Source organism: Streptomyces sp. NPDC032126 (assembly GCF_055580085.1).
This window is the reverse complement of record NZ_JBVIMA010000001.1, coordinates 114,410-133,756: the sequence shown is the minus strand read 5'-3', so window position 1 is coordinate 133,756 and position 19,347 is coordinate 114,410. Positions and strand designations below refer to the sequence as shown.

The 19,347-nt window shown below is 71.9% G+C and carries 16 protein-coding genes and 1 riboswitch; of the genes, 6 read left to right on the top strand and 10 right to left on the bottom strand.

Translation table 11 applies throughout. The annotated features are described in order from the left end of the window. Nucleotide 1: 1 nt before the first annotated feature. From ACZ5NW_RS00535 to ACZ5NW_RS00520, 4 genes are all read right to left on the bottom strand, one after another. Nucleotides 2-649 carry a thymidine kinase gene (locus ACZ5NW_RS00535; protein WP_468741472.1) on the bottom strand — a complete coding sequence of 216 codons (648 nt, stop codon included), beginning with the start codon at nucleotides 647-649 and terminating at the stop codon, nucleotides 2-4. Between the two features lie 92 nt (nucleotides 650-741). Then, nucleotides 742-1,932, bottom strand: a complete 1,191-nt coding sequence (locus ACZ5NW_RS00530) for an alkaline phosphatase family protein (RefSeq protein ID WP_468741471.1) — start codon at nucleotides 1,930-1,932, stop codon at nucleotides 742-744. Further along, nucleotides 1,932-2,528 carry a DUF5998 family protein gene (locus ACZ5NW_RS00525; protein ID WP_468741470.1) on the bottom strand — a complete coding sequence of 199 codons (597 nt, stop codon included), beginning with the start codon at nucleotides 2,526-2,528 and terminating at the stop codon, nucleotides 1,932-1,934. Before ACZ5NW_RS00525 ends, ACZ5NW_RS00530 begins: the two co-directional genes overlap by 1 nt. A gap of 43 nt (nucleotides 2,529-2,571) precedes the next feature. Further along, nucleotides 2,572-5,424, bottom strand: coding sequence for a bifunctional acetate--CoA ligase family protein/GNAT family N-acetyltransferase (locus ACZ5NW_RS00520; RefSeq protein ID WP_468741469.1), 2,853 nt, complete (start codon nucleotides 5,422-5,424; stop codon nucleotides 2,572-2,574). 179 nt (nucleotides 5,425-5,603) lie between these two features. Between ACZ5NW_RS00520 and ACZ5NW_RS00515 the strand changes: the two genes are divergently transcribed. Next, nucleotides 5,604-5,885 (top strand): HPr family phosphocarrier protein, encoded by a 282-nt coding sequence (locus ACZ5NW_RS00515; RefSeq protein WP_071381868.1) that lies wholly within the window; start codon nucleotides 5,604-5,606, stop codon nucleotides 5,883-5,885. A gap of 280 nt (nucleotides 5,886-6,165) precedes the next feature. On the opposite strand, the gene ACZ5NW_RS00510 is transcribed toward ACZ5NW_RS00515, so the two are convergent. The 4 genes from ACZ5NW_RS00510 to ACZ5NW_RS00495 all read right to left on the bottom strand — a co-directional run bounded on the left by ACZ5NW_RS00510 (nucleotide 6,166) and on the right by ACZ5NW_RS00495 (nucleotide 10,953). Next, nucleotides 6,166-6,861, bottom strand: a complete 696-nt coding sequence (locus ACZ5NW_RS00510) for a GntR family transcriptional regulator (protein WP_468741468.1) — start codon at nucleotides 6,859-6,861, stop codon at nucleotides 6,166-6,168. Nucleotides 6,862-7,047: 186 nt separating this feature from the next. Beyond that, nucleotides 7,048-7,788, bottom strand: coding sequence for a M23 family metallopeptidase (locus ACZ5NW_RS00505; RefSeq protein WP_468741467.1), 741 nt, complete (start codon nucleotides 7,786-7,788; stop codon nucleotides 7,048-7,050). Between the two features lie 13 nt (nucleotides 7,789-7,801). Next, a riboswitch (cyclic di-AMP (ydaO/yuaA leader) is annotated at nucleotides 7,802-7,970 on the bottom strand. Between the two features lie 206 nt (nucleotides 7,971-8,176). Next, nucleotides 8,177-9,565, bottom strand: a complete 1,389-nt coding sequence (locus tag ACZ5NW_RS00500) for a M16 family metallopeptidase (protein WP_468741466.1) — start codon at nucleotides 9,563-9,565, stop codon at nucleotides 8,177-8,179. After that, on the bottom strand, nucleotides 9,562-10,953 hold the full coding sequence (locus ACZ5NW_RS00495) for a M16 family metallopeptidase (RefSeq protein ID WP_468742948.1): 1,392 nt from the start codon (nucleotides 10,951-10,953) through the stop codon (nucleotides 9,562-9,564). The genes ACZ5NW_RS00500 and ACZ5NW_RS00495 overlap by 4 nt, the downstream gene beginning before the upstream one ends. Nucleotides 10,954-11,220: 267 nt before the next feature. On the opposite strand from ACZ5NW_RS00495, the gene ACZ5NW_RS00490 reads away from it, so the two are divergent. Continuing rightward, nucleotides 11,221-13,677 carry a DNA gyrase/topoisomerase IV subunit A gene (locus ACZ5NW_RS00490; RefSeq protein WP_468741465.1) on the top strand — a complete coding sequence of 819 codons (2,457 nt, stop codon included), beginning with the start codon at nucleotides 11,221-11,223 and terminating at the stop codon, nucleotides 13,675-13,677. A gap of 84 nt (nucleotides 13,678-13,761) precedes the next feature. Here ACZ5NW_RS00490 and ACZ5NW_RS00485 read toward each other — a convergent pair whose 3' ends face one another. Then, nucleotides 13,762-14,886 (bottom strand): CobW family GTP-binding protein, encoded by a 1,125-nt coding sequence (locus ACZ5NW_RS00485; RefSeq protein ID WP_468741464.1) that lies wholly within the window; start codon nucleotides 14,884-14,886, stop codon nucleotides 13,762-13,764. 340 nt (nucleotides 14,887-15,226) lie between these two features. On the opposite strand from ACZ5NW_RS00485, the gene ACZ5NW_RS00480 reads away from it, so the two are divergent. From ACZ5NW_RS00480 to ACZ5NW_RS00470, 3 genes are all read left to right on the top strand, one after another. Then, nucleotides 15,227-15,763, top strand: a complete 537-nt coding sequence (locus tag ACZ5NW_RS00480; RefSeq protein ID WP_468741463.1) for a DUF6082 family protein — start codon at nucleotides 15,227-15,229, stop codon at nucleotides 15,761-15,763. A 219-nt stretch (nucleotides 15,764-15,982) separates the two neighbouring features. Further along, nucleotides 15,983-16,222 carry a hypothetical protein gene (locus ACZ5NW_RS00475; protein ID WP_468741462.1) on the top strand — a complete coding sequence of 80 codons (240 nt, stop codon included), beginning with the start codon at nucleotides 15,983-15,985 and terminating at the stop codon, nucleotides 16,220-16,222. 73 nt (nucleotides 16,223-16,295) lie between these two features. After that, entirely contained in the window at nucleotides 16,296-16,532 is a 237-nt protein-coding gene (locus tag ACZ5NW_RS00470) for a hypothetical protein (RefSeq protein WP_468742947.1), read from the top strand. A gap of 169 nt (nucleotides 16,533-16,701) precedes the next feature. Here the strand turns inward: ACZ5NW_RS00470 and ACZ5NW_RS00465 are convergent, their stop codons facing one another. Then, the gene (locus ACZ5NW_RS00465) at nucleotides 16,702-17,868 is read right to left on the bottom strand and encodes a citrate synthase/methylcitrate synthase (RefSeq protein WP_468741461.1); all 1,167 of its coding nucleotides are present in this window, start codon (nucleotides 17,866-17,868) and stop codon (nucleotides 16,702-16,704) included. A gap of 110 nt (nucleotides 17,869-17,978) precedes the next feature. Between ACZ5NW_RS00465 and ACZ5NW_RS00460 the strand changes: the two genes are divergently transcribed. Continuing rightward, a complete protein-coding gene (locus ACZ5NW_RS00460) occupies nucleotides 17,979-19,232 on the top strand; it encodes a citrate/2-methylcitrate synthase (protein WP_468741460.1) in 1,254 nt (417 codons plus the stop codon). Nucleotides 19,233-19,347 lie beyond the last annotated feature (115 nt).

Here is a 19,347-nt window from a genome sequence, read left to right as displayed (position 1 = left end):
TTCAGGCCGGCTGGACCGGCAGGACGTCCGGGGAGAGTGCCGCCGCGTGCGCGGAGGCGGCGGTCATGCGGCGGCGGTGATGGCGCCGGCACAGGACCTCGTAGGCCACGGCGTCCGCCTGGTTGACGTCGCCGACGACGACCTGTGCGCCCTCGACGACCATCACGCCGCCCACGGTGCGCGCGTTGTGCGTGGCGCGGGCGCCGCACCAGCACAGGGCCTCGACCTGGAGGACCTCGACGCGGTCGGCGAGTTCCACGAGCCGCTGGGAGCCGGGGAAGAGCTTGGAGCGGAAGTCGGTCGTGATGCCGAAGGCGTAGACGTCCATGCCCAGGTCGTCGACCACGCGCGCGAGCTGGTCGATCTGCTCCTCCGCGAGGAACTGCGCCTCGTCGGCGATCACGTAGTCCGCGCGACCGCCCTGCGAGAGGTGCTCGACGATGTACGCGTACAGGTCCTGTCCGTCCTCGACCTCGACGGCGTCGGTGACGAGGCCGAGCCGGGAGGACAGCTTGCCCTCGCCCGCGCGGTCGTCGCGGCTGAAGATCATGCCCTGCAGACCGCGCGCGGAGCGGTTGTGCTCTATCTGGAGAGCCAGCGTGGACTTCCCGCAGTCCATGGTTCCGGAGAAGAACACCAGCTCGGGCATGAGGAGTCGGACACCTTTCGGCGGAGAGGAACGGGGCGTGCGGACTGCGGCGCGTAGGCCCTTCCAGCCGTGTGGGCTTCGGGCCTCGCCCCTCAGGAGCGTACTTCGAGCAGGGGGACGAACTGCTCGACAGGGGTCATGGAGCCGTGGTTGCCGACCATGGCCGACTCCTTCGGTTCCCGCTCCGAGGCGATGATCAGGACGTCGTCGCGCGCTGCGGCGACCACGTCGCCGATGCGCGCGTACACGCGCGTGTCGACGTGCGGGCCGAACCAGCCCGCCTCGATCGCCTCGTCCCGCGAGGCCACCCAGAACTGCTCACCCAGCACCTCGCGCCAGCACGTCAGGACATCGGCCTCGGCGCCCGGCAGCGCGTAGACATGGCGGGCGCGGCCCTCGCCGCCCAGCAGGGCGACCCCGGCGCGCAGCTCCCAGTCCAGGTCGAAGTCGATGCGGTGCTCCTCGTCGAACGGCACGTCGATCATGCCGTGGTCGGCGGTGACGTACAGCGCGCTGCGCGGGGGCAGTTGCTCGGCCAGGCGCTGGACGAGCCGGTCGACGTACATGAGCTGGCCGCGCCAGGTGTCGGAGGCGACGCCGTAGCGGTGGCCGGCGCCGTCGAGTTCGGCGTAGTACGTGTAGACCAAGGAGCGGTCGCCGGCGGCGAGTTGTTCGGCCGCGAGGTCCATGCGCTCCTCGCCGGTCAGCCGTCCGTGGAACGTGCCGCCGCTCAGCGCGACCTTGGTGAGCGGGGTGTTCTGGAAGGTGGGCGAGGAGACCTGGGCGGCGTGCACGCCCGCGTCGTGGGCCAGCTGGAACACCGTGGGGTACGGCTGCCAGAGCGCCGGAGAGGTCCAGGGCTGCCAGCGCAGCTGGTTCATCAGCTCGCCGGTGTCCGGGTTGCGCACGGTGTACCCGGGCAGGCCGTGGGCGCCCGGCGGCAAGCCGGTGCCGACGGAGGCGAGGGACGTCGCGGTGGTCGCCGGGTAGCCCGCGGTGAGGGGCCGGCCCGTACCGCCGCGGGAGCTCGCCAGCAGCGATGTCAGGAACGGGGCCTCGTCGGGGTGGGCCCTGAGCTGCTCCCAGCCGAGGCCGTCGATCAGGAAGACGCAGGCGCGGTCGGTCGCGGTGAGCTCGGGGAGCGCCGCGGTCACGCCGGGGACGCCCATGCCCGCCGCCAGGGTCGGCAGCAGGTCGGCGAGGGAGCCGGAACCGTACTCGGGGACGGGCGCGGAGGTCACGGCGAGCGGTTCCGGGTGGTCCCAGGGGGCGGGCTGCGCCATCAGCGCGTGAGGTCCGCGGTCGCCTCGGAGAGCGACTGCGCGAAGGCGAGGGCCTGGCGCACCGTCTCCGGGCCGTCGCCGGCCTCGCTGACGCGCAGGCTGAGGTCGTCGGCCGTCGAGTTGCCCGTGTAGCCGTGGTCCGCGTCGCAGTTGGGGTCGCCGCAGGCGGCGGGCTCCAGGTCGATGCGGGAGACGGCGCCCCAGCCGATCGTCAGAACGACCTCGCGCGGGAGGGTGCCCGGGGTGTACGACTCCGGGTTGGCGACCACGCGGCTGACGACCACGGAGGAGATCCGGCCGAGCTTCACGGACTCCGTCGAGGTGGTGGCGTAGGGCGTCGGGGAGGTCGTGTCGGCGGCCTGCTCGTCGGTGTGGCTGACGATGAAGCGGTTGGCGGTGAGGACCAGCACCGTCACGTGCCGGCGCACCTCGTTCTGGTCGAACGTGGTCTCCTGGTGGACCAGGTACGACCGGATGGGCTCGCCGCCCACGGCGGCTTCCACCGCCTCGGCCACGAGGGCCGGGTAGTAGCCGCTGCGCTCGATCGCCGCACGCAGCCCCTGGGTCGTCGTACTGGTCTTGGCCATGACGTCCATCCTACGGGGACCCGCTGACTGCGAGGGACCGCTCGTCGTCGTCTCAGTACACCGGGAGTGTCCGCGGGCCGAGGTCGTCGCGCGCGGGCGGCGGGGCCAGTCGTACGGACGCGCCGAGGACGCTCAGGCCGTGCGGGGCGACGACGACCGGCTCCAGGGTGACCGCGACGACCTCGGGGTGGTCGTCGACCAGGCGGGAGACGCGCAGCAGCAGCTCCTCCAGGGCGGGGGTGTCGACGGGTGCCGAGCCGCGCCAGCCGAACAGGAGCGGTGCCGTCCGGATGGACCGGATCAGCGAGGTCGCGTCGCGGTCGGTGACCGGGATCAGGCGGTGGGCGGTGTCGTCGAGCAGCTGGGAGGCGGCTCCGGCGAGGCCGAAGGAGAGCACCGCTCCGGCCGCCGGATCGATCACGGCCCGTACGACGGTGTCGACGCCGCGCGGGGCCATCGCCTGCACGACCGGCCGCAGCTCCTGAGGCTGCCCGAACAGGTCGGTCAATTCGCCGTAGGCCCGGCGCAGTTGCTCCTCGTCCGCGAGGTCGAGGCGTACGCCGCCCAGGTCGGCGCGGTGGCGCAGGTGCGGGGCGGAGGCCTTGAGGGCGACCGGATAGCCGATGTCGCGCGCGGCGCGTACGGCGTCGTCGGGCGTGGGTGCGGGGACGGCCCGGCGGAGCCGGATGCCGTAGCGGCCGAGCAGTTCGCACGTGTCGTCGGTGCCGAGGGTGAGTCCCTGCCCGCGCGCGAGCAGCCCGTCGATCAGCCGGGCGGCGCCCTTCTCGTCGATGTCCTCGTATTCGGGCACCTTGCCGGGCTCGGCGACGTCCCGCCGCCACTGGGCGTACTTCACGGCCTCGGACAGGGCCCGCACGGCCCGTTCGGCGGCGGGGTAGGCGGGGATGAGTCGGGTGGTGGGCGCCGCGGCGGGCCGGCTCTCCTCCGCCGGTGCCGTGCGGCCCTGGGAGCCGTCCCCGGGGCGGACGGGCTGGGTACCGCCCGCCGCGCCGAGGGGCGGTGCGGGTGTCTTCGCGGCGGTCTGCGGGGCCGTGCTCGTCGCCGCCGACAGCGCCTGCGCCAGCCCGCCGAGCTCCACGTGCACCACCAGGACCGGCTTGCCCGGCGCCTGTGCCGCCGCGGACCGCAGGGCCTCCGCCAGCTCCGCGTCGCCGGGCGACGTCTCCCCGATCGCGGGGATGGCCGTCACCACGACCGCGTCGCACGTGTCGTCGGACAGCGCGCGCGAGAGCGCGGCGTGGAAGTCGTCCGCCGACGCCTGGGTCGTCAGGTCGAGCGGCGGCTGCGGCCGCAGTCCTTCCGAGAGGCAGGCGTCGTAGGTCAGCACGCCGAGGGACTCGGAGTTGCCGAGGATCGCCACGCGCGGGCCGGCCGGGAGGGGCTGGCGGGCGAGCAGCAGGCCCGTGTCGACGAGCTCTGTGATGGTGTCGACGCGGATCACCCCGGCCTGGCGCAGCAGCGCGGAGACGGTCGCGTGGGGCAGCCGCGTGGCGCGTACGGCGTGGCCCTGGGGGGCGGCGCCCTGGACGACGACGAGGGGCTTGACCGCCGCCGTGCGCCGGGCGAGGCGGGTGAACTTGCGCGGGTTGCCGATGGACTCCAGGTACATCAGGGCGACGTCGGTGTCCGGGTCGTCGTACCAGTACTGCACGACGTCGTTGCCGGAGACGTCCGCGCGGTTGCCGGACGAGACGAAGGTCGAGACGCCGGTGACGCCGGTGACACCGCCGCCGCGCCGGTGGAGGCGGGAGAGCAGGGCGATGCCGATGGCTCCGGACTGGGCGAACAGGCCGATCCGGCCGGGGCGGGGCATCTCGGGGGCGAGCGAGGCGTTGAGGCGCACCTCGGGGGAGGTGTTGATGATGCCGAAGGCGTTCGGGCCGATGATCCGCATCCCGTACGCGCGCGCGTGGCGGACCAGGGCGCGCTGGCGCTCGCGCCCGTCGGGTCCGCTCTCCGCATAGCCGGCGGAGACCACGACGAGGCCCTGCACGCCGTGTTCGCCGCACTCGGTGACGACCTCGGGCACGCGGTCGGCCGGGACGGCGACGACCGCCACGTCGACGGGGCCGTCGATCTCGCGCACGGAGCGGTGGGCGGGCACGCCGTCGAGTTCCTTGAGGTCCTCGGGGAACGCCTTGTTCACCGCGTGCAGGCGGCCCGTGAAGCCGGCCTCCCTGAGGTTGTCCAGGATGCCGCGGCCGACGCCGCCGGGGGTGCGGCCGGTGCCGACCACGGCGACCGATCCGGGCACCAGCAGCCGTCGTACGGAACGGGCCTCGGCGCGCTGCTCCCGCGCGCGCTGCACGGCGAGGGACCGCTCGGTGGGTTCGAGGCCGAACTCCAGGCGGACCACGCCGTCCTCGAAGCTGCGCTTCTGGGTGTAGCCGGCGTCGGTGAACACCTTGATCATCTTGGTGTTGGCGGGGAGCACCTCGGCGGCGAAGCGGCGGATGCCGCGCTCGCGGGCGACCGCCGCGATGTGCTCCAGGAGGGCGGAGGCGACGCCGCGGCCCTGGTGGGCGTCCTGGACGAGGAAGGCGACCTCGGCCTCGTCGGCCGGCGCGGAGGCGGCCATACCGTCGGCACCGATGCGGTCATAGCGTACGGTGGCGATGAACTCGCCGCCGACCGTGGCCGCGAGTCCCACCCGGTCCACAAAGTCGTGGTGCGTGAAGCGGTGGACGTCCTTGGCGGACAGGCGCGGGTAGGGCGCGAAGAAGCGGTAGTACTTCGACTCGTCCGACACCTGCTCGTAGAAGCTGACCAGGCGCTCGGCGTCGTCGACGGTGATCGGGCGGATGCGCGCGGTGCCGCCGTCGCGCAGCACCACGTCGGCTTCCCAGTGGGCGGGGTACTCCTGCCGATCCGTCGCGCTCTGCATGGGGCCCAGAGTACGGCTCGCGTACGACAACGGCGCGAGGCAGTCTGTGGAGGACGAACGTCGGTCCGAGGCCGCGGCCCGACAGCCACTCCCGAAGGGGTCGAACGACCCCTTCGGGCACGCGTCACGATGTGGAACACTGGTCTAGACAACCCTGAGAACCTGAAGGGCAGCATCACATGGCTGAGCGCCGCGTCAACGTCGGCTGGGCCGAGGGCCTTCACGCCCGCCCCGCTTCCATCTTCGTCCGGGCCGCCACGGCCGCAGGGGTCCCCGTGACGATCGCCAAGGCCGACGGCAACCCCGTCAACGCGGCCTCCATGCTGGCCGTCCTGGGCCTGGGCGCCCAGGGTGGCGAGGAGATCGTCCTCGCCTCCGACGCCGAGGGCGCGGACATCGCCCTCGACCGTCTGGCGAAGCTGGTCTCCGAGGGTCTTGAGGAGCTTCCCGAGACCGTCTGAGCCCGCTCCCGGCAACGGCTGAGCCGCGTCACCCTCCCCGGGTGGCGCGGCTCGGCCGTTTCTCCGGCGCCGCGGCTCGGCCGTTCCTGCTGTCACCGGGCGGCTCGGACGGCCGTTTTCGGTCTTCGCCGCCGCCCTGCGGGGAATTACCCGGGGCATACGCGAAAATCGGCGCGCGGGCATACGGAAGGCGCGCGACCGGGAATTCACGGCGCACGCGAAAAAAGGCAGTGCGAATACACGCCCACGGAATATCTCTTCTTTGTATACGGCCCTCGTGTTAATGCCGCAGGCCCGAGATGTTTACGGGATGTTGCGAAGTCCTCACACGGTCGGCGCGGTCGCCGCCGCCGGAAAAACGCAACCGGTGGGCGAGGGTCGAACGCTCGGTGTGCAGCGCCGTGACCGCACGCGCGCGCTCGCCGTCGCCGCGCGCCACCGCGTCCACGATCGCGCCGTGCTCCGCCCAGGAGTCCACCGGGCTGGCGGGGGCCTCCACGGAGTACATCCAGGCGATCTTGTGGCGGAGCTGGGTGAGCGTCGACGCCAGGGCCTGGCTGCCGGAGGCCTGGGCGAGCGTCTCGTGGAACCAGCCGCCCAGCGAGCGCAGATCCTCGCTGTTGCCCCTCCTGGCCCGCTCCTGACCCAGCCGGACGAGGCCGCGCAGGACCTTCAGATGGGCCTCGGTGCGCCGCTGGGCGGCCCGGGAGGCACCGAGCGGCTCCAGGAGCAGCCGCATCTCCAGCAGGTCGGCGGCCTCCTGCTCGGTCGGCTCGGCCACGCACGCGCCCGCGTGCCGCCGGGTGACGACGAAGCCCTCCGCCTCCAGCGTGCGCAGCGCCTCACGGACGGGGACGCGCGAGACGCCGTAGCGGCGCGCGAGGAGTTCTTCGGTGAGCCGGCTGCCGCGCTCGTAGACACCCGCGACGATGTCGTCCCGAATGGCCGTGCACACCGAGTGCGCAGGAACGCGCATGACCGACCTCCGCATTAATCCCCGTGAAACGTCGACGATAGACGTGTTCAGCGACTCTAATGCAATGAGCCGGAATTTCCGATGGCGGGCCGGAATCCATGGATATTTTTTGGACAGCGGGGCGTCCGAAACGACGAAAGCCCCGGCTCGGAGAGCCGGGGCCGTACGATCTGTCGCCGTCCGTCGTCAGACGTTCACGCCGTGCTTGCGGAGGTAGGCGACCGGGTCGATGTCCGAGCCGTATTCCGGGGTGGTGCGGGCCTCGAAGTGCAGGTGCGGCCCGGTGGCGTTGCCGGTCGCGCCGGAGTGGCCGATGCGCTGGCCCGGGGTGACCCGCTGGCCCACGGACACGCCGATGGACGACAGATGGCCGTACTGGGTGTACGTGCCGTCATCCATGCGGATCACGACCTGGTTGCCGTAGGCACCGCCCCAGCCCGCCTCGACGACCGTGCCGGAGCCGACCGCGTGCACGGGAGTGCCGCTCGCGGCGTGGAAGTCGACGCCGGTGTGGCTGCCGGAGGACCAAAGGGAGCCGCCGGCGCTGTAGCCGGTGGAGATGTAGGAGCCGGTGATCGGCAGCACGTAGGCGTTGAGGCGCCGGCGCTCGGCCTCGCGGGCGGCGCGCTCCTTGGCCAGGCGCTCCGCCTTGGCCCTGGCGACGGCCTTCTGGCGGGCGATCTCCTGATCGGCGGCCTGCTTCTGGGCGGCGGCCTGGTCGTCGATCTGCTGGGCGGCGTCGTCGTTCACGGCGACGACGGGGATCAGCCCGGTCTGCTCGGCGGAGGTCTCGGCGGCGAGGGCCGGGGAGGCCACGGTGGCCATGACGCCGGTGGTGGTGAGCGCCGCGATGCCCGCCGCGCGGGCGGTGGTGCGCTTCATCCGGCTGGGACGACGGTGCTTACCGGTGGCGCAGCTGAACGCCATGAAGTCGAGCGGTCCTTTCCTTCCCTCTCGCCTACCGGGTTAGCTGACGGGTTCGGAGCAGGAAGGTCTCCTACGGGCCCCCTCGCCTTCACACGCGGGCGCCCGATTCACCCCAGGGACTGCACAAGTGGGTCCCCGGCTCCCCTGGCTCGCGCCGTACGGGGACTCGGCGATGACTGTCCGGTGCCGCGGGCGCGGCGCACTGCCTGACGAACAGCCCGGACGACGCTAGAGGCCGCGCCCTTCGATTCCCAAACGGAGTGGGGCTTTTGTAGCGCATGCCACAGGTCAGACAGGCAATCTCTCCCCCAATTCGGTTGTCTTCGGACATCGTTGGACATCAAGGGGCCCCGGAGGACGCGTCCGTCCGCCGGGGCCCCTTCACGGGCTACTCGGCCGCTACGACCTTCACCTCGCCGATGCCGAGGGCCGCGACGGGCTCCTTGATCTGCGCGGCGTCACCGACGAGGACCGTCACCAGCCGGTCCACCGGGAAGGCGCTCACGGCCGCCGCGGTGGCCTCGACGGTGCCGGTGGCGGCGAGCTGCTGGTAGAGCGTCGCCTGGTAGTCGTCGGGCAGGTGCTGCTCGACCTGGTCGGCCAGCGTGCCCGCGACGGCGGCGGCCGTCTCGTACTTCAGCGGCGCCACGCCGACGAGGTTCTGCACCGCGACATCGCGCTCGGCGTCGGTCAGTCCGCCCTCGGCGAGCGTGCGCAGCACCGTCCACAGGTCCGCGAGCGCGGGGCCGGTGTTGGGCGTGTCGACGGAGCCGCTGATGGCGAGCATCGCGGCGCCCGAACCGTCCGGCGCGGAGCGCAGCACCTGGCCGAACGCGCGCACGCCGTAGGTGTAGCCCTTCTCCTCGCGCAGGACGCGGTCCAGCCGGGAGGTGAGGGTGCCGCCGAGGCAGTACGTGCCGAGCACCTGCGCGGGCCACACGCGCGCGTGCCGGTCGGGACCGATCCGGCCGATCAGCAGCTGCGTCTGGACGGCGCCGGGCCGGTCCACGATGATCACGCGGCCGGTGTCGTCGGCGGTCACCGGCGGCACGGGCCGGGGGGTGCCCGCGGAGCCCCTCCAGTCGCCCAGGGTGTCGTCGAGGAGCGCGGTGAGGTCGACGTCGGTGAGGTCGCCGACGACCACGGCGGTGGCGGTGGCGGGACGGACGTGCCTCTCGTAGAAGGCGCGCACGGCGGCGGAGTCGATGGCCTCGACCGTCTCCACGGTGCCCTGGCGCGGCCGCGACATGCGCGCGGTCGCCGGGAACAGCTCCTTGGAGAGCTCCTTGGCGGCCCGCCGGGACGGGTTGGCCAGCTCGTGCGGGATCTCGTCGAGGCGGTTGCGCACCAGGCGCTCGATCTCGCTGTCGGCGAAGGCGGGCGCCCTGAGGGCGTCGGAGAGCAGCCCGAGCGCCTTGGGCAGACGGGAGACCGGCACCTCCAGGCTGAGCCGGACGCCGGGGTGATCGGCGTGGGCGTCGAGCGTGGCTCCGCAGCGCTCCAGCTCGGCGGCGAACTCCTCGGCGGAGTACTTGTCGGTGCCCTCGGAGAAGGCCCGCGCCATGATCGTGGCGACACCGTCGAGGCCGGCCGGCTCGGCGTCCAGGGGGGCGTCGAGGAGGACCTCCACGGCGACGAGCCGCTGGCCGGGGCGGTGGCAGTGCAGGACCGTCAGGCCGTTGTCGAGCGTGGCGCGCTCGGGGGCCGGGAACGCCCACGGCTTGGCCTCGCCCGCCTGCGGCCGGGGGTGGAACTCCATCGTGGCGAGCTCGGTCACTTGGCCGCCTCCTCGTTGTCGTCGGCTTCCACGGTGGCCGCGGACTCCGGGTCTTCGGTGCCTTCCACGTCCTCGACGTGCTCCGGGGCGATCGGCTCGTAGACCAGCACCGCGCGGTTGTCGGGGCGCAGGCGGGCCTGGGCGACCTCGCGCACCTCCTCGGGCGTGATGTCCAGCACGCGCTGGACGGCGGTCAGGGCGAGCTGCGGGTCGCCGAACAGCACGGCGTACCGGCACAGTTCGTCGGCGCGGCCGGCGACCGTGCCCAGGCGGTCCAGCCACTCGCGCTCCAACTGGGCCTGGGCGCGCTCCATCTCCTCGGTCGTGGGGCCCTCCGCGGCGAAGCGGGCGAGCTCCTCGTCGATGGCGGACTCGATGACCGGCACCTCGACGTCACCGGACGTCTTCACGTCCAGCCAGCCCAGGGAGGGCGCCCCGGCGAGCCGCAGCAGACCGAAGCCGGCCGCCACCGCCGTACGGTCGCGGCGCACCAGGCGGTTGTAGAGGCGGGAGGACTCGCCGCCGCCGAGGACGGTGAGGGCGAGGTCGGCGGCGTCGCACGCGCGCGTGCCGTCGGCGGGCAGGCGGTAGGCGGCCATCAGGGCGCGGGCCGGGACCTCCTCCTCGACGACCTCGCGCAGCTGCTCGCCGATGATCTCGGGCAGCGTGCCGTCGCGCGGCGCGGGCTTGCCGTCGTGCGTGGCGATGGAGCCGAAGTACTTCTCGATCCAGGCGAGCGTCTGCTCTGGATCGATGTCGCCGACGACGGACAGGACGGCGTTGTTGGGCGCGTAGTAGGTGCGGAAGAACGTGCGGGCGTCCTCCAGCGTGGCCGCGTCCAGGTCGGCCATGGAGCCGATCGGCGTGTGGTGGTAGGGGTGGCCGTCGGGGTAGACCATGGCGGTCAGCCGCTCGAACGCCGTGCCGTAGGGGACGTTGTCGTAGCGCTGGCGGCGCTCGTTCTTCACGACGTCGCGCTGGTTCTCCATCGACTCGTCGTCCAGGGCGGCCAGCAGGGAGCCCATGCGGTCGGCCTCCAGCCAGAGGGCGAGCTCCAGCTGGTGGGCGGGCATGGTCTCGAAGTAGTTGGTGCGCTCGAAGCTGGTGGTGCCGTTGAGCGAGCCGCCGGCGCCCTGCACCAGCTCGAAGTGACCGTTGCCCTTGACCTGGGCGGAGCCCTGGAACATCAAGTGCTCGAAAAGGTGAGCAAGGCCGGTACGCCCCTTGACTTCGTGGCGCGAACCGACGTCGTACCAGAGGCACACCGCCGCGACCGGGGTCAGGTGGTCCTCTGAGAGCACCACGCGCAGGCCGTTGGCCAGGCGGTGCTCGGTCGCTGTCAGGCCCCCGGAGCCTGCCTGGGCTGTGGCCGTGTGACCCATGGGCATGTACGTCCCTTCGATCGCTGACGCGGTCATCGAACCGCGGATTTCCTGCCGGTCCTGTCACTGTATGCAAGCGTGCGGACAGTCGGCGAAGTTCCCGCGGGACATACGCCGAGAGCGGATCGCGTAGCCTGCGGGCAGCCGCGGGGAGGTGATCCCGCGAGCCGGGCCGGGCGGCCGTGACCGGGTCCTGGCCCGGGTTGTCAGTGCCACGGTCCACAATGGTCCGCGTCAGATCCCGTCACACGCTTCAGCAAGGAGCCGGCAGCGATGGCCCGCCGCAGCACGAAGACCCCGCCGCCCGACGACGCCTTCGAGGAGAAGATCCTCGACATCGACGTCGTCGACGAGATGCAGGGCTCCTTCCTCGAGTACGCGTACTCGGTCATCTACTCCCGCGCGCTTCCGGACGCCCGCGACGGTCTCAAGCCGGTGCACCGCCGCATCGTGTACCAGATGAACGAGATGGGCCTGCGCCCCGACCGCGGTTACGTGAAGTGCGCGCGCGTGGTCGGCGAGGTCATGGGCAAGCTGCACCCGCACGGCGACGCGTCGATCTACGACGCGCTGGTGCGCATGGCGCAGCCCTTCTCGATGCGTGTGCCGCTCGTCGACGGCCACGGCAACTTCGGCTCGCTGGGCAACGACGACCCGCCGGCCGCCATGCGGTACACCGAGTGCCGTCAGGCGCAGGCGACGAGCCTGATGACCGAGTCGATCGACGAGGACACGGTCGACTTCACGCCGAACTACGACGGCCAGGAGCAGGAGCCGGTGGCGCTGCCCGCCGCCTTCCCGAACCTGCTGGTCAACGGCTCCTCGGGCATCGCGGTCGGCATGGCCACGAACATGCCGCCGCACAATCTGGGCGAGGTCGTCGCGGCCGCCCGCCATCTGATCCGCTACCCGAACGCGGACCTGGACGCCCTGATGAAGTTCGTCCCGGGCCCCGACCTGCCGACGGGCGGCCGCATCGTCGGCCTGGCCGGCATCCGCGACGCGTACGAGACGGGCCGTGGCACCTTCAAGATCCGCGCCACGGTGTCCGTCGAGAACGTGACGGCCCGCCGCAAGGGCCTCGTCATCACCGAGCTGCCCTTCGCGGTCGGCCCCGAGAAGGTCATCGCCAAGATCAAGGACCTGGTCGGCTCGAAGAAGATCCAGGGCATCGCGGACGTCAAGGACCTCACGGACCGCGAGCACGGCCTGCGCCTGGTCATCGAGATCAAGAACGGCTTCGTGCCGGAGGCGGTCCTGGAGCAGCTCTACAAGCTGACGCCGATGGAGGAGTCCTTCGGCATCAACAACGTGGCGCTGGTGGACGGCCAGCCGCTCACGCTGGGCCTGAAGGAGCTCCTGGAGGTCTATCTCGACCACCGCTTCGAGGTCGTGCGCCGGCGCAGCGAGTTCCGCCGCACCAAGCGCCGCGACCGGCTGCACCTGGTGGAGGGCCTGCTCACCGCCCTCGTCGACATCGACGAGGTGATCCGCCTGATCCGCTCCAGCGAGAACAGCGCGCAGGCCAAGGAGCGCCTGATGGAGCGCTTCTCGCTGTCGGAGGTCCAGACCCAGTACATCCTGGACACCCCGCTGCGCCGGCTCACCAAGTTCGACCGCATCGAGCTGGAGGCGGAGAAGGACCGGCTCATCGCGGAGATCGCCGAGCTGACCCGGATCCTGGAGTCGGACGCGGAGCTGCGCAAGCTGGTCTCGGCCGAACTGGCCTCGGTGGCCAAGAAGTTCGGCACCGAGCGGCGTACGGTCCTGCTGGAGTCCTCCGGTGCCCCGGCGGCCGCCGTGCCGCTCCAGGTCGCGGACGACCCGTGCCGGGTGCTGCTGTCTTCGACGGGTCTGCTGGCCCGTACGTCGAGCGGCGAGCCCCTGCCCGCGGACGAGGACGCCCGGCGCGTCAAGCACGACGTGATCGTCTCCGCGGTGCCGGCCACCGCGCGCGGCGAGATCGCCGCGGTCACCTCGGCGGGCCGGCTGCTGCGGATCAACGTCGTCGACCTGCCGCAGCTGCCGGAGACGGCGTCGGCGCCGAACCTCTCGGGCGGCGCGCCGCTGACGGAGTTCGTGTCCCTGGAGGGCGACGAGACGGTCATCTGCCTGACCACGCTCGACGAGTCCTCCCCAGGTCTGGCGCTCGGCACGGAACAGGGTGTCGTCAAGCGCGTGGTGCCGGACTACCCGTCCAACAAGGAGGAGCTGGAGGTCATCACCCTCAAGGAGGGCGACCGGATCGTCGGGGCGGTCGAGCTGCGCACCGGCGAGGAGGACCTGGTCTTCATCACCGACGACGCCCAGCTGCTGCGCTACCAGGCCTCGCAGGTCCGCCCGCAGGGCCGCCCGGCCGGCGGCATGGCGGGCATCAAGCTCGCCGAGGGCGCGAAGGTCATCTCGTTCACGGCCGTCGACCCTGCGGCGGACGCGGTGGTGTTCACCGTGGCCGGCTCGCGCGGGACGCTGGACGACTCGGTGCAGACGACGGCCAAGCTGACCCCGTTCGACCAGTACCCGCGCAAGGGCCGGGCGACGGGCGGTGTGCGCTGCCAGCGGTTCCTGAAGGGCGAGGACTGCCTGTCCCTGGCCTGGGCGGGTCCGCTGCCGGCGCGCGCGGCGCAGAAGAACGGCACCCCGGCCGACCTGCCGGAGATCGACCCGCGCCGCGATGGCTCGGGCGTGTCCCTGCCGAAGACGGTCGCGGTGGTGGCCGGGCCGGCGTGACCGATGCGCGGGGCGGACCGACGCGGTGGGCCCGGCCGGCATGACCGACGCGCGGGGCCCGGCCGGTGGGTCAGGGCCCCGCGCCTACGCCTCGTCGGCGGGCTCGTCCCGCGAGCCCCACGTGGACTCGTCGGCGGGCTCCTCCCCCGATCCCCGCGCGAACTGCTCGGCGGGCTCCTCCTCCGGGCCCCGCACATAGCGCAGGACGCCCCACATGCCGTGCTCGTCGGGCTGGGAGGCGTCCTGCGCGCACGCGTCGAGTTCCTTGCCGAGGGAGGCGGTCTCGATGTCCGAGCCGATCAGCACCAGCTGGGTGAGGCGTTCCTCGGCCTCCGCCCAGGGCTCGGGGTAGAAGCGCAGGAACCGTCCCACGGCGTGCACGGCGTAGCGGTTGCGGGGGTCGTACGGCCCGAAGTCGACGTACCCCTTGATCCGGTAGAGCCCGTCGGGCCGGCTGTCGAGGAACGCCATCGTCCGGCGCGGGTCGAGCGGGACGGGCGAGGAGAAGGACAGGCTGTCGTACGCGGTGTGCAGGTGTCCTTCGTGCTCCTCGCCGTGGTCGTGCAGATCGTCGAAGGAGAGCTGCCCGACGCGCTCCTCGCTCGGTCGGCAGTCGAACAGGAACTCGGGGTCGACGCGGCCGTGGGTGGCGGGCACGACGGGGGCGCCGTCGGTCAGCGAGCGGACGAGCCCGAGGACCCGTTCGCCGTCCGTCGCCCGGTCGAGCTTGTTGACCACGACGAGGTCGGCGAGGGCGAGGTGCCGGTCGATCTCGGGGTGGCGCGCGCGGGTCGCGTCGAACTCGGCGGCGTCGACGACCTCGACGAGTCCGCCGTAGACGATCCCGGGGTGTTCGCTGGCGAGCACCATGCGCACCAGTTCCTGGGGCTCGGCGAGGCCGCTGGCCTCGATCACGATGACGTCGATGCCGGCGGAGGGCCTGGCCAGCCGTTCGAGGTAGCCGTCGAGTTCGCTCGCGTCGACCGCGCAGCACAGACAGCCGTTGCCCAGGGAGACGGTGGAGTCGCCGAGGGCGCCCGCGACGGCCAGGGCGTCGATCTCGATGGCGCCGAAGTCGTTGACGATCGCGCCGATCCGGCTGCCGCCGCTGCGGTGGAGCAGATGGTTCAGCAGGGTCGTCTTGCCGGAGCCGAGGAATCCGGCGAGCACGACGACGGGGATCTGCCGCGGGCTGTGACGCTGCGCCAACGTGCGACCTCTCTCACACCTGTGCGTGCCCCGGCTCACGACCGGCGCACGGCCGAGACTTGCGTGCCGTCCCAGGATACGAGGCGGAGAAACCCGGCGAAGTGAACGATTGTTAGCAGCACTTGGGGGGCAGACGATGGGCAAGGCGCCGGGGTGTGCGACCCTCACTTCCTTCCGTGCGCCTCCTCTCCGCCTCCCCCGCCGATCAGAGCCGCTCGGCACCCTGGGAGACGGCAAGCGCCGCCCACCGCTCGCCGGTCCCCGTCAGTCCACCCGCATCCCGACGACCGGCGGACGGCCGCCTGATTCGGGGGTTGACATGGCCACACAGAGTTCTGGGTTGCGGAGGCTGAGGGCCGCCGCGGCGGCGGGGATCGGCATGGCGGCCGTCGCGGCCGTCACCCTGACCTCCCACCGCCGTGCGCTGGACGCGCTGCGCCTGCGGATCGAACAGCTGGAGCGGACCGCACAGGCGTATCAGCAGACCAACTTCGCCCATCAACAGCGCCTGCACTGGGAACTGTTGAGCAAGGCGATGGACGATCCGGAACTGGCCGAGGTGCTCGACGCCTACGACGGGACCGTCCCGCCCCGCAAACAGCGGCAGTTCCTCTTCGCCAACGCCCTCTACACCAACGCCCTCTGCTACTACCGCATGGGCAACATGACCCGCGAGGAGTTCTTCGGCTTCGCCCGAAGCATGCTTCAGAACACCATTTTCCGGGAGTACTGGTATGCGACGCGACCCCACCGCGCGACCCTCATCGGCACCTCCGAGGAGGCCCGGCTCGGACGCATGGTCGACGATCTACTGGTCCAGCTGGAGGAGGCCGACATCGACGAGTGGTGGGTGGTCGGCGACCCGCCGAGCGAGTGAGTCGGCGCATCACACGACTGGGCGATAACGAACCCATAAATCGCCGCGTTGCCCCAGGTGCCAACAAGGTTGACTACTGCGCATCCTGCGTAACGGGTCGATCCCCGCGGAACCGTCGCTCCATGCCGCCCGGTTGTCGAGGCCGCGGCCCCACAGGGCCGCATCGCACCGCGCAGCACAGTGCGCATCAAGCCTCGAGACCAAGGAAAAATCAGAACAGTGAGCCACATCGTCCGTCGGATTGGTACCCCTCCCAGCGCGCGGGGAAGTGTGACCGGTGCCAATTGTCCCGATATTTTCGAACTGTCCGACGGGCGGTTCGCTGTCATCGGCACGGATGTCACCGACCAGTTCGACGCCGAGCTGCCGGCCGACGCCTCCAGGGCCGACTACGAACGCATCATCGCGATCAGTCGCGAGACCCTCATCCACGCCAAGGCGGACATTCCCGACGCCTGAATCGGGAACGATGCGGGGCGCGCGGCCAGAGCTTCATGACCCCGAGGTCGCTGCACGAAAGGCTGAGCCATTGGTGACCATCGTCCGTCGGATCGGAGACCCCCCGCGCGCTCGCGGCAGCGTGTCGGGCCAGACCTGTCCTGACATCTTCGAACTCAGTGATGGCAGCTTCGCCTTGATCGGTAGAGACGTCACGGAGGAACTCGACGGCCTGCTTCCGGCCGACGCCTCCAGGGCCGACTACGAACGCATCGTCGTGATCACCCGCGAGACGCTGATCCGCGCCAAGAGGGACATCCCCGACGCCTAGAGCGAACCCCCGGGCCCTCCGCGACGACGGCCTGGTCGACCCCCCGGGTCCGACCAGGCCGTTTCCGCGTCCGGGCACTGCCGCGGGTGTTCGGGCCGCGTCCGGGCGCCGCCGCGGCTGTTCGGGCCGCGATCGGAGCGGCCGCTCGCAGCACCGCTCGCGGGGCCGCTCAGGCCGCCGCGGGCACCGCCGCCGGCGCCGTCGGCCCCACGTAGCGCGCCACCGGACGGATGATCTTCGGGTCCTGCGCCTGTTCCAGGAGGTTGGCGCTCCATCCCACGACCCGCGCCGCCGCGAAGGTCGGGGTGAACATCTCGCGGGGCAGCCCGCACAGCTCCATGACCACGCCCGCGTAGAACTCGACGTTGGTGTGGAGTTCGCGGCCCGGCTTCAGCTCGGCCAGGATCGCCTCGACCTGGCGTTCCACCTCGACGGCGAAGGCGACGCGCGGGCCGCCGAAACGCCGGGCGGTCTCGCGGAGCATGCGGGAGCGCGGATCCTCGGTGCGGTACACCGCGTGGCCGAAGCCCATGATGCGTTCGCCGGCGAGGACGCGGGCGCGGATCCAGGGGTCGATGCGGTCGGGGGTGCCGATCGCGTCCAGGGTGTCCAGCGCCCGGCTGGGGGCGCCGCCGTGCAGCGGTCCAGACAGGGCGCCGACCGCGCCGACGAGGCAGGCGGCCACGTCGGCACCGGTGGAGGCGATGACGCGGGCGGTGAAGGTCGATGCATTGAATCCATGATCAATGGTTGAGATCAGGTATTGCTCGACCGCACGGGCCCGATCGGCGTCCGGCTCGGCACCCGTCAGCATGTACAGGTAGTTCGCCGCGTACGACAGGTCGTCGCGCGGCTCGACGGGGTCGAGGCCGCGCCCCAGCCGGTACAGGGCCGTGAGCAGTGTGGGTACGGCGGCCGCCGCGACCAGGGTGTCCTCGCGCCGCTGGTCCGCGTCGATGTCGTAGACCGGGCGGAAGCCCTTGGCCGCACCGAGCAGCGACAGGGCGGTCCGCATGCCGGCGAGGGGGTTGCCGCCCTCGGCGGCCCGCGCGACGGCGGGCAGGACGGCCGAGACCTCCGGCGGCAGATGCCGCAGGGCCGCGGTACGGGCGGCGAAATCGGCGGCACGTGCGGCGTCCGGCAGTTCACCGTGGATCAGCAGGTGCCAGACGTCCTCGAAACTGCGCCTCTGCGCCAGGTCCACGGCGGAGTACTGGCGGTAGTGGTAGAAGCCTTCGAGCCCCCGGACGTCTCCCACCTCGGTGTCGGTGACGACGACTCCGGCGAGTCCGCGCGGTGCGTCGATGCGTGCGGTGGCGGCCCTGTTGACGGTCATGATTCCTCGCTCATATCTCCCTCGACTTGATTCGACTGTGCATACTTGACGTAAGTTCTGTCAATATTGATTGAATCAATACATGAGTCTCTGCGGATACGGTGACCCCCATGCGTGATCAGGAACCCGCCCCCGGCCACCCCGAACGACGGCTGAGCACCAAGGAGGCCGCCGAACTGCTCGGCGTGAAGCCCGAGACCGTCTACGCGTACGTCAGCCGGGGCCAGCTCAGCAGCCGCCGGGTGCCCGGCAGCCGGTCCAGCACGTTCGACGCCAAGGAGGTGGAGGCGCTCGCGCGGCGCAACCGGCGGGAGAGCGCTGCCGTTCCGGGTTCCGGCGCCGAGCTGTCCGTACGCACCCGGCTCACGTTCATCGACAAGGACCGGTACTACTTCCGGGGCGTCGACGCGACGGACCTGGCGACGCATCACTCCTACGAAGAGGTCGCGGAGTGGCTGTGGACCGGCGAGCTGCGGCCCGGCGTCACCTTCACCGCGCCCGAGTCCGCTGTGGAGGTCGCCCGCCGCGCGGTCGGCGCGCTGCCCGAACACGCCGTTCCGACCGACCGGTTGAGGGTCGCCGCCATCGCCGCCGCGGTCGCGGACCCGCTGCGCTTCGACCTGTCCGAGGAGGCCGTGCTCGCGACCGCGCGGATCCTCATCCCCACTCTGGTCGCCGCGTTGCCGCCGCGCGGGCGGGAGCGCCGGGACGAGGGCTCCCTGGCCCAGCGGCTGTGGGGACGCCTCAGCGGCAGGACCCCCGACGAGGCGTCACTGCGCCTGCTGGACACGGCCCTCGGCCTGCTCGCCGACCACGACCTCGCCGCCTCGACCCTCGCGGTCCGGGTGGCGGCATCGGCCCGCGCCCACGCGTACGCGGCCGTCTCCGCCGGTCTCGGGGTGATCGAGGGGCCCCTGCACGGCGCCGCCAGCGGGCTCGCCCACCGGCTGCTGCTGGAGACCCTCGAAGAGGGTGACGCGGGCCCCGTGATCGCCGACGAGCTGCGGGCCGGCCGGCGCATCCCCGGCCTGGGGCACCGGCTATACCCGGGCGAAGACCCGCGCGCGCGGGTGCTGTTCGGCCTTCTGGACGGCGTCCCCGAGGCCGAGCCCGCGCTCGCCGCGGCCCGCGACATCGTCGCCACCGCGGCCCGCCACACCCCGTTGCACGCCAACGTGGACCTGGCGCTCGCCGTCCTCACCGTGTCCTGCGGCATGCCGTCCACCGCGGGCGAGACGATCTTCGCCGTCGCACGGACGGCCGGATGGATCGCCCACGCCCTGGAGGAGTACGGCGAACGGCCGCTGCGGATGAGGCCCAGCGGGCACTACGTCGGACCGAGGCCGCCCCAGCCGCTGCCGTAGCCGTAGCCGTAGCCGTAGCCGTAGCCGTAGCCGCGCAACGCGGCGGCAGCCACAGCCGCAGCGACAGCCGTGGCCCGCTTCACACCACCCGGAGCAGGGCACATCCGGGACCGGA

Coding starts and splice junctions, on each gene's coding strand:
- ACZ5NW_RS00505 (WP_468741467.1), bottom strand. CDS start 7,788: ATGGCGTTCAGCTGCGCCACCGGTAAGCACCGTCGTCCCAGCCGGATG.
- ACZ5NW_RS00530 (WP_468741471.1), bottom strand. CDS start 1,932: ATGGCGCAGCCCGCCCCCTGGGACCACCCGGAACCGCTCGCCGTGACC.
- ACZ5NW_RS00520 (WP_468741469.1), bottom strand. CDS start 5,424: ATGCAGAGCGCGACGGATCGGCAGGAGTACCCCGCCCACTGGGAAGCC.
- ACZ5NW_RS00525 (WP_468741470.1), bottom strand. CDS start 2,528: ATGGACGTCATGGCCAAGACCAGTACGACGACCCAGGGGCTGCGTGCG.
- ACZ5NW_RS00490 (WP_468741465.1), top strand. CDS start 11,221: ATGGCCCGCCGCAGCACGAAGACCCCGCCGCCCGACGACGCCTTCGAG.
- ACZ5NW_RS00495 (WP_468742948.1), bottom strand. CDS start 10,953: ATGCCCATGGGTCACACGGCCACAGCCCAGGCAGGCTCCGGGGGCCTG.
- ACZ5NW_RS00460 (WP_468741460.1), top strand. CDS start 17,979: ATGCGTGATCAGGAACCCGCCCCCGGCCACCCCGAACGACGGCTGAGC.
- ACZ5NW_RS00515 (WP_071381868.1), top strand. CDS start 5,604: ATGGCTGAGCGCCGCGTCAACGTCGGCTGGGCCGAGGGCCTTCACGCC.
- ACZ5NW_RS00535 (WP_468741472.1), bottom strand. CDS start 649: ATGCCCGAGCTGGTGTTCTTCTCCGGAACCATGGACTGCGGGAAGTCC.
- ACZ5NW_RS00465 (WP_468741461.1), bottom strand. CDS start 17,868: ATGACCGTCAACAGGGCCGCCACCGCACGCATCGACGCACCGCGCGGA.
- ACZ5NW_RS00510 (WP_468741468.1), bottom strand. CDS start 6,861: ATGCGCGTTCCTGCGCACTCGGTGTGCACGGCCATTCGGGACGACATC.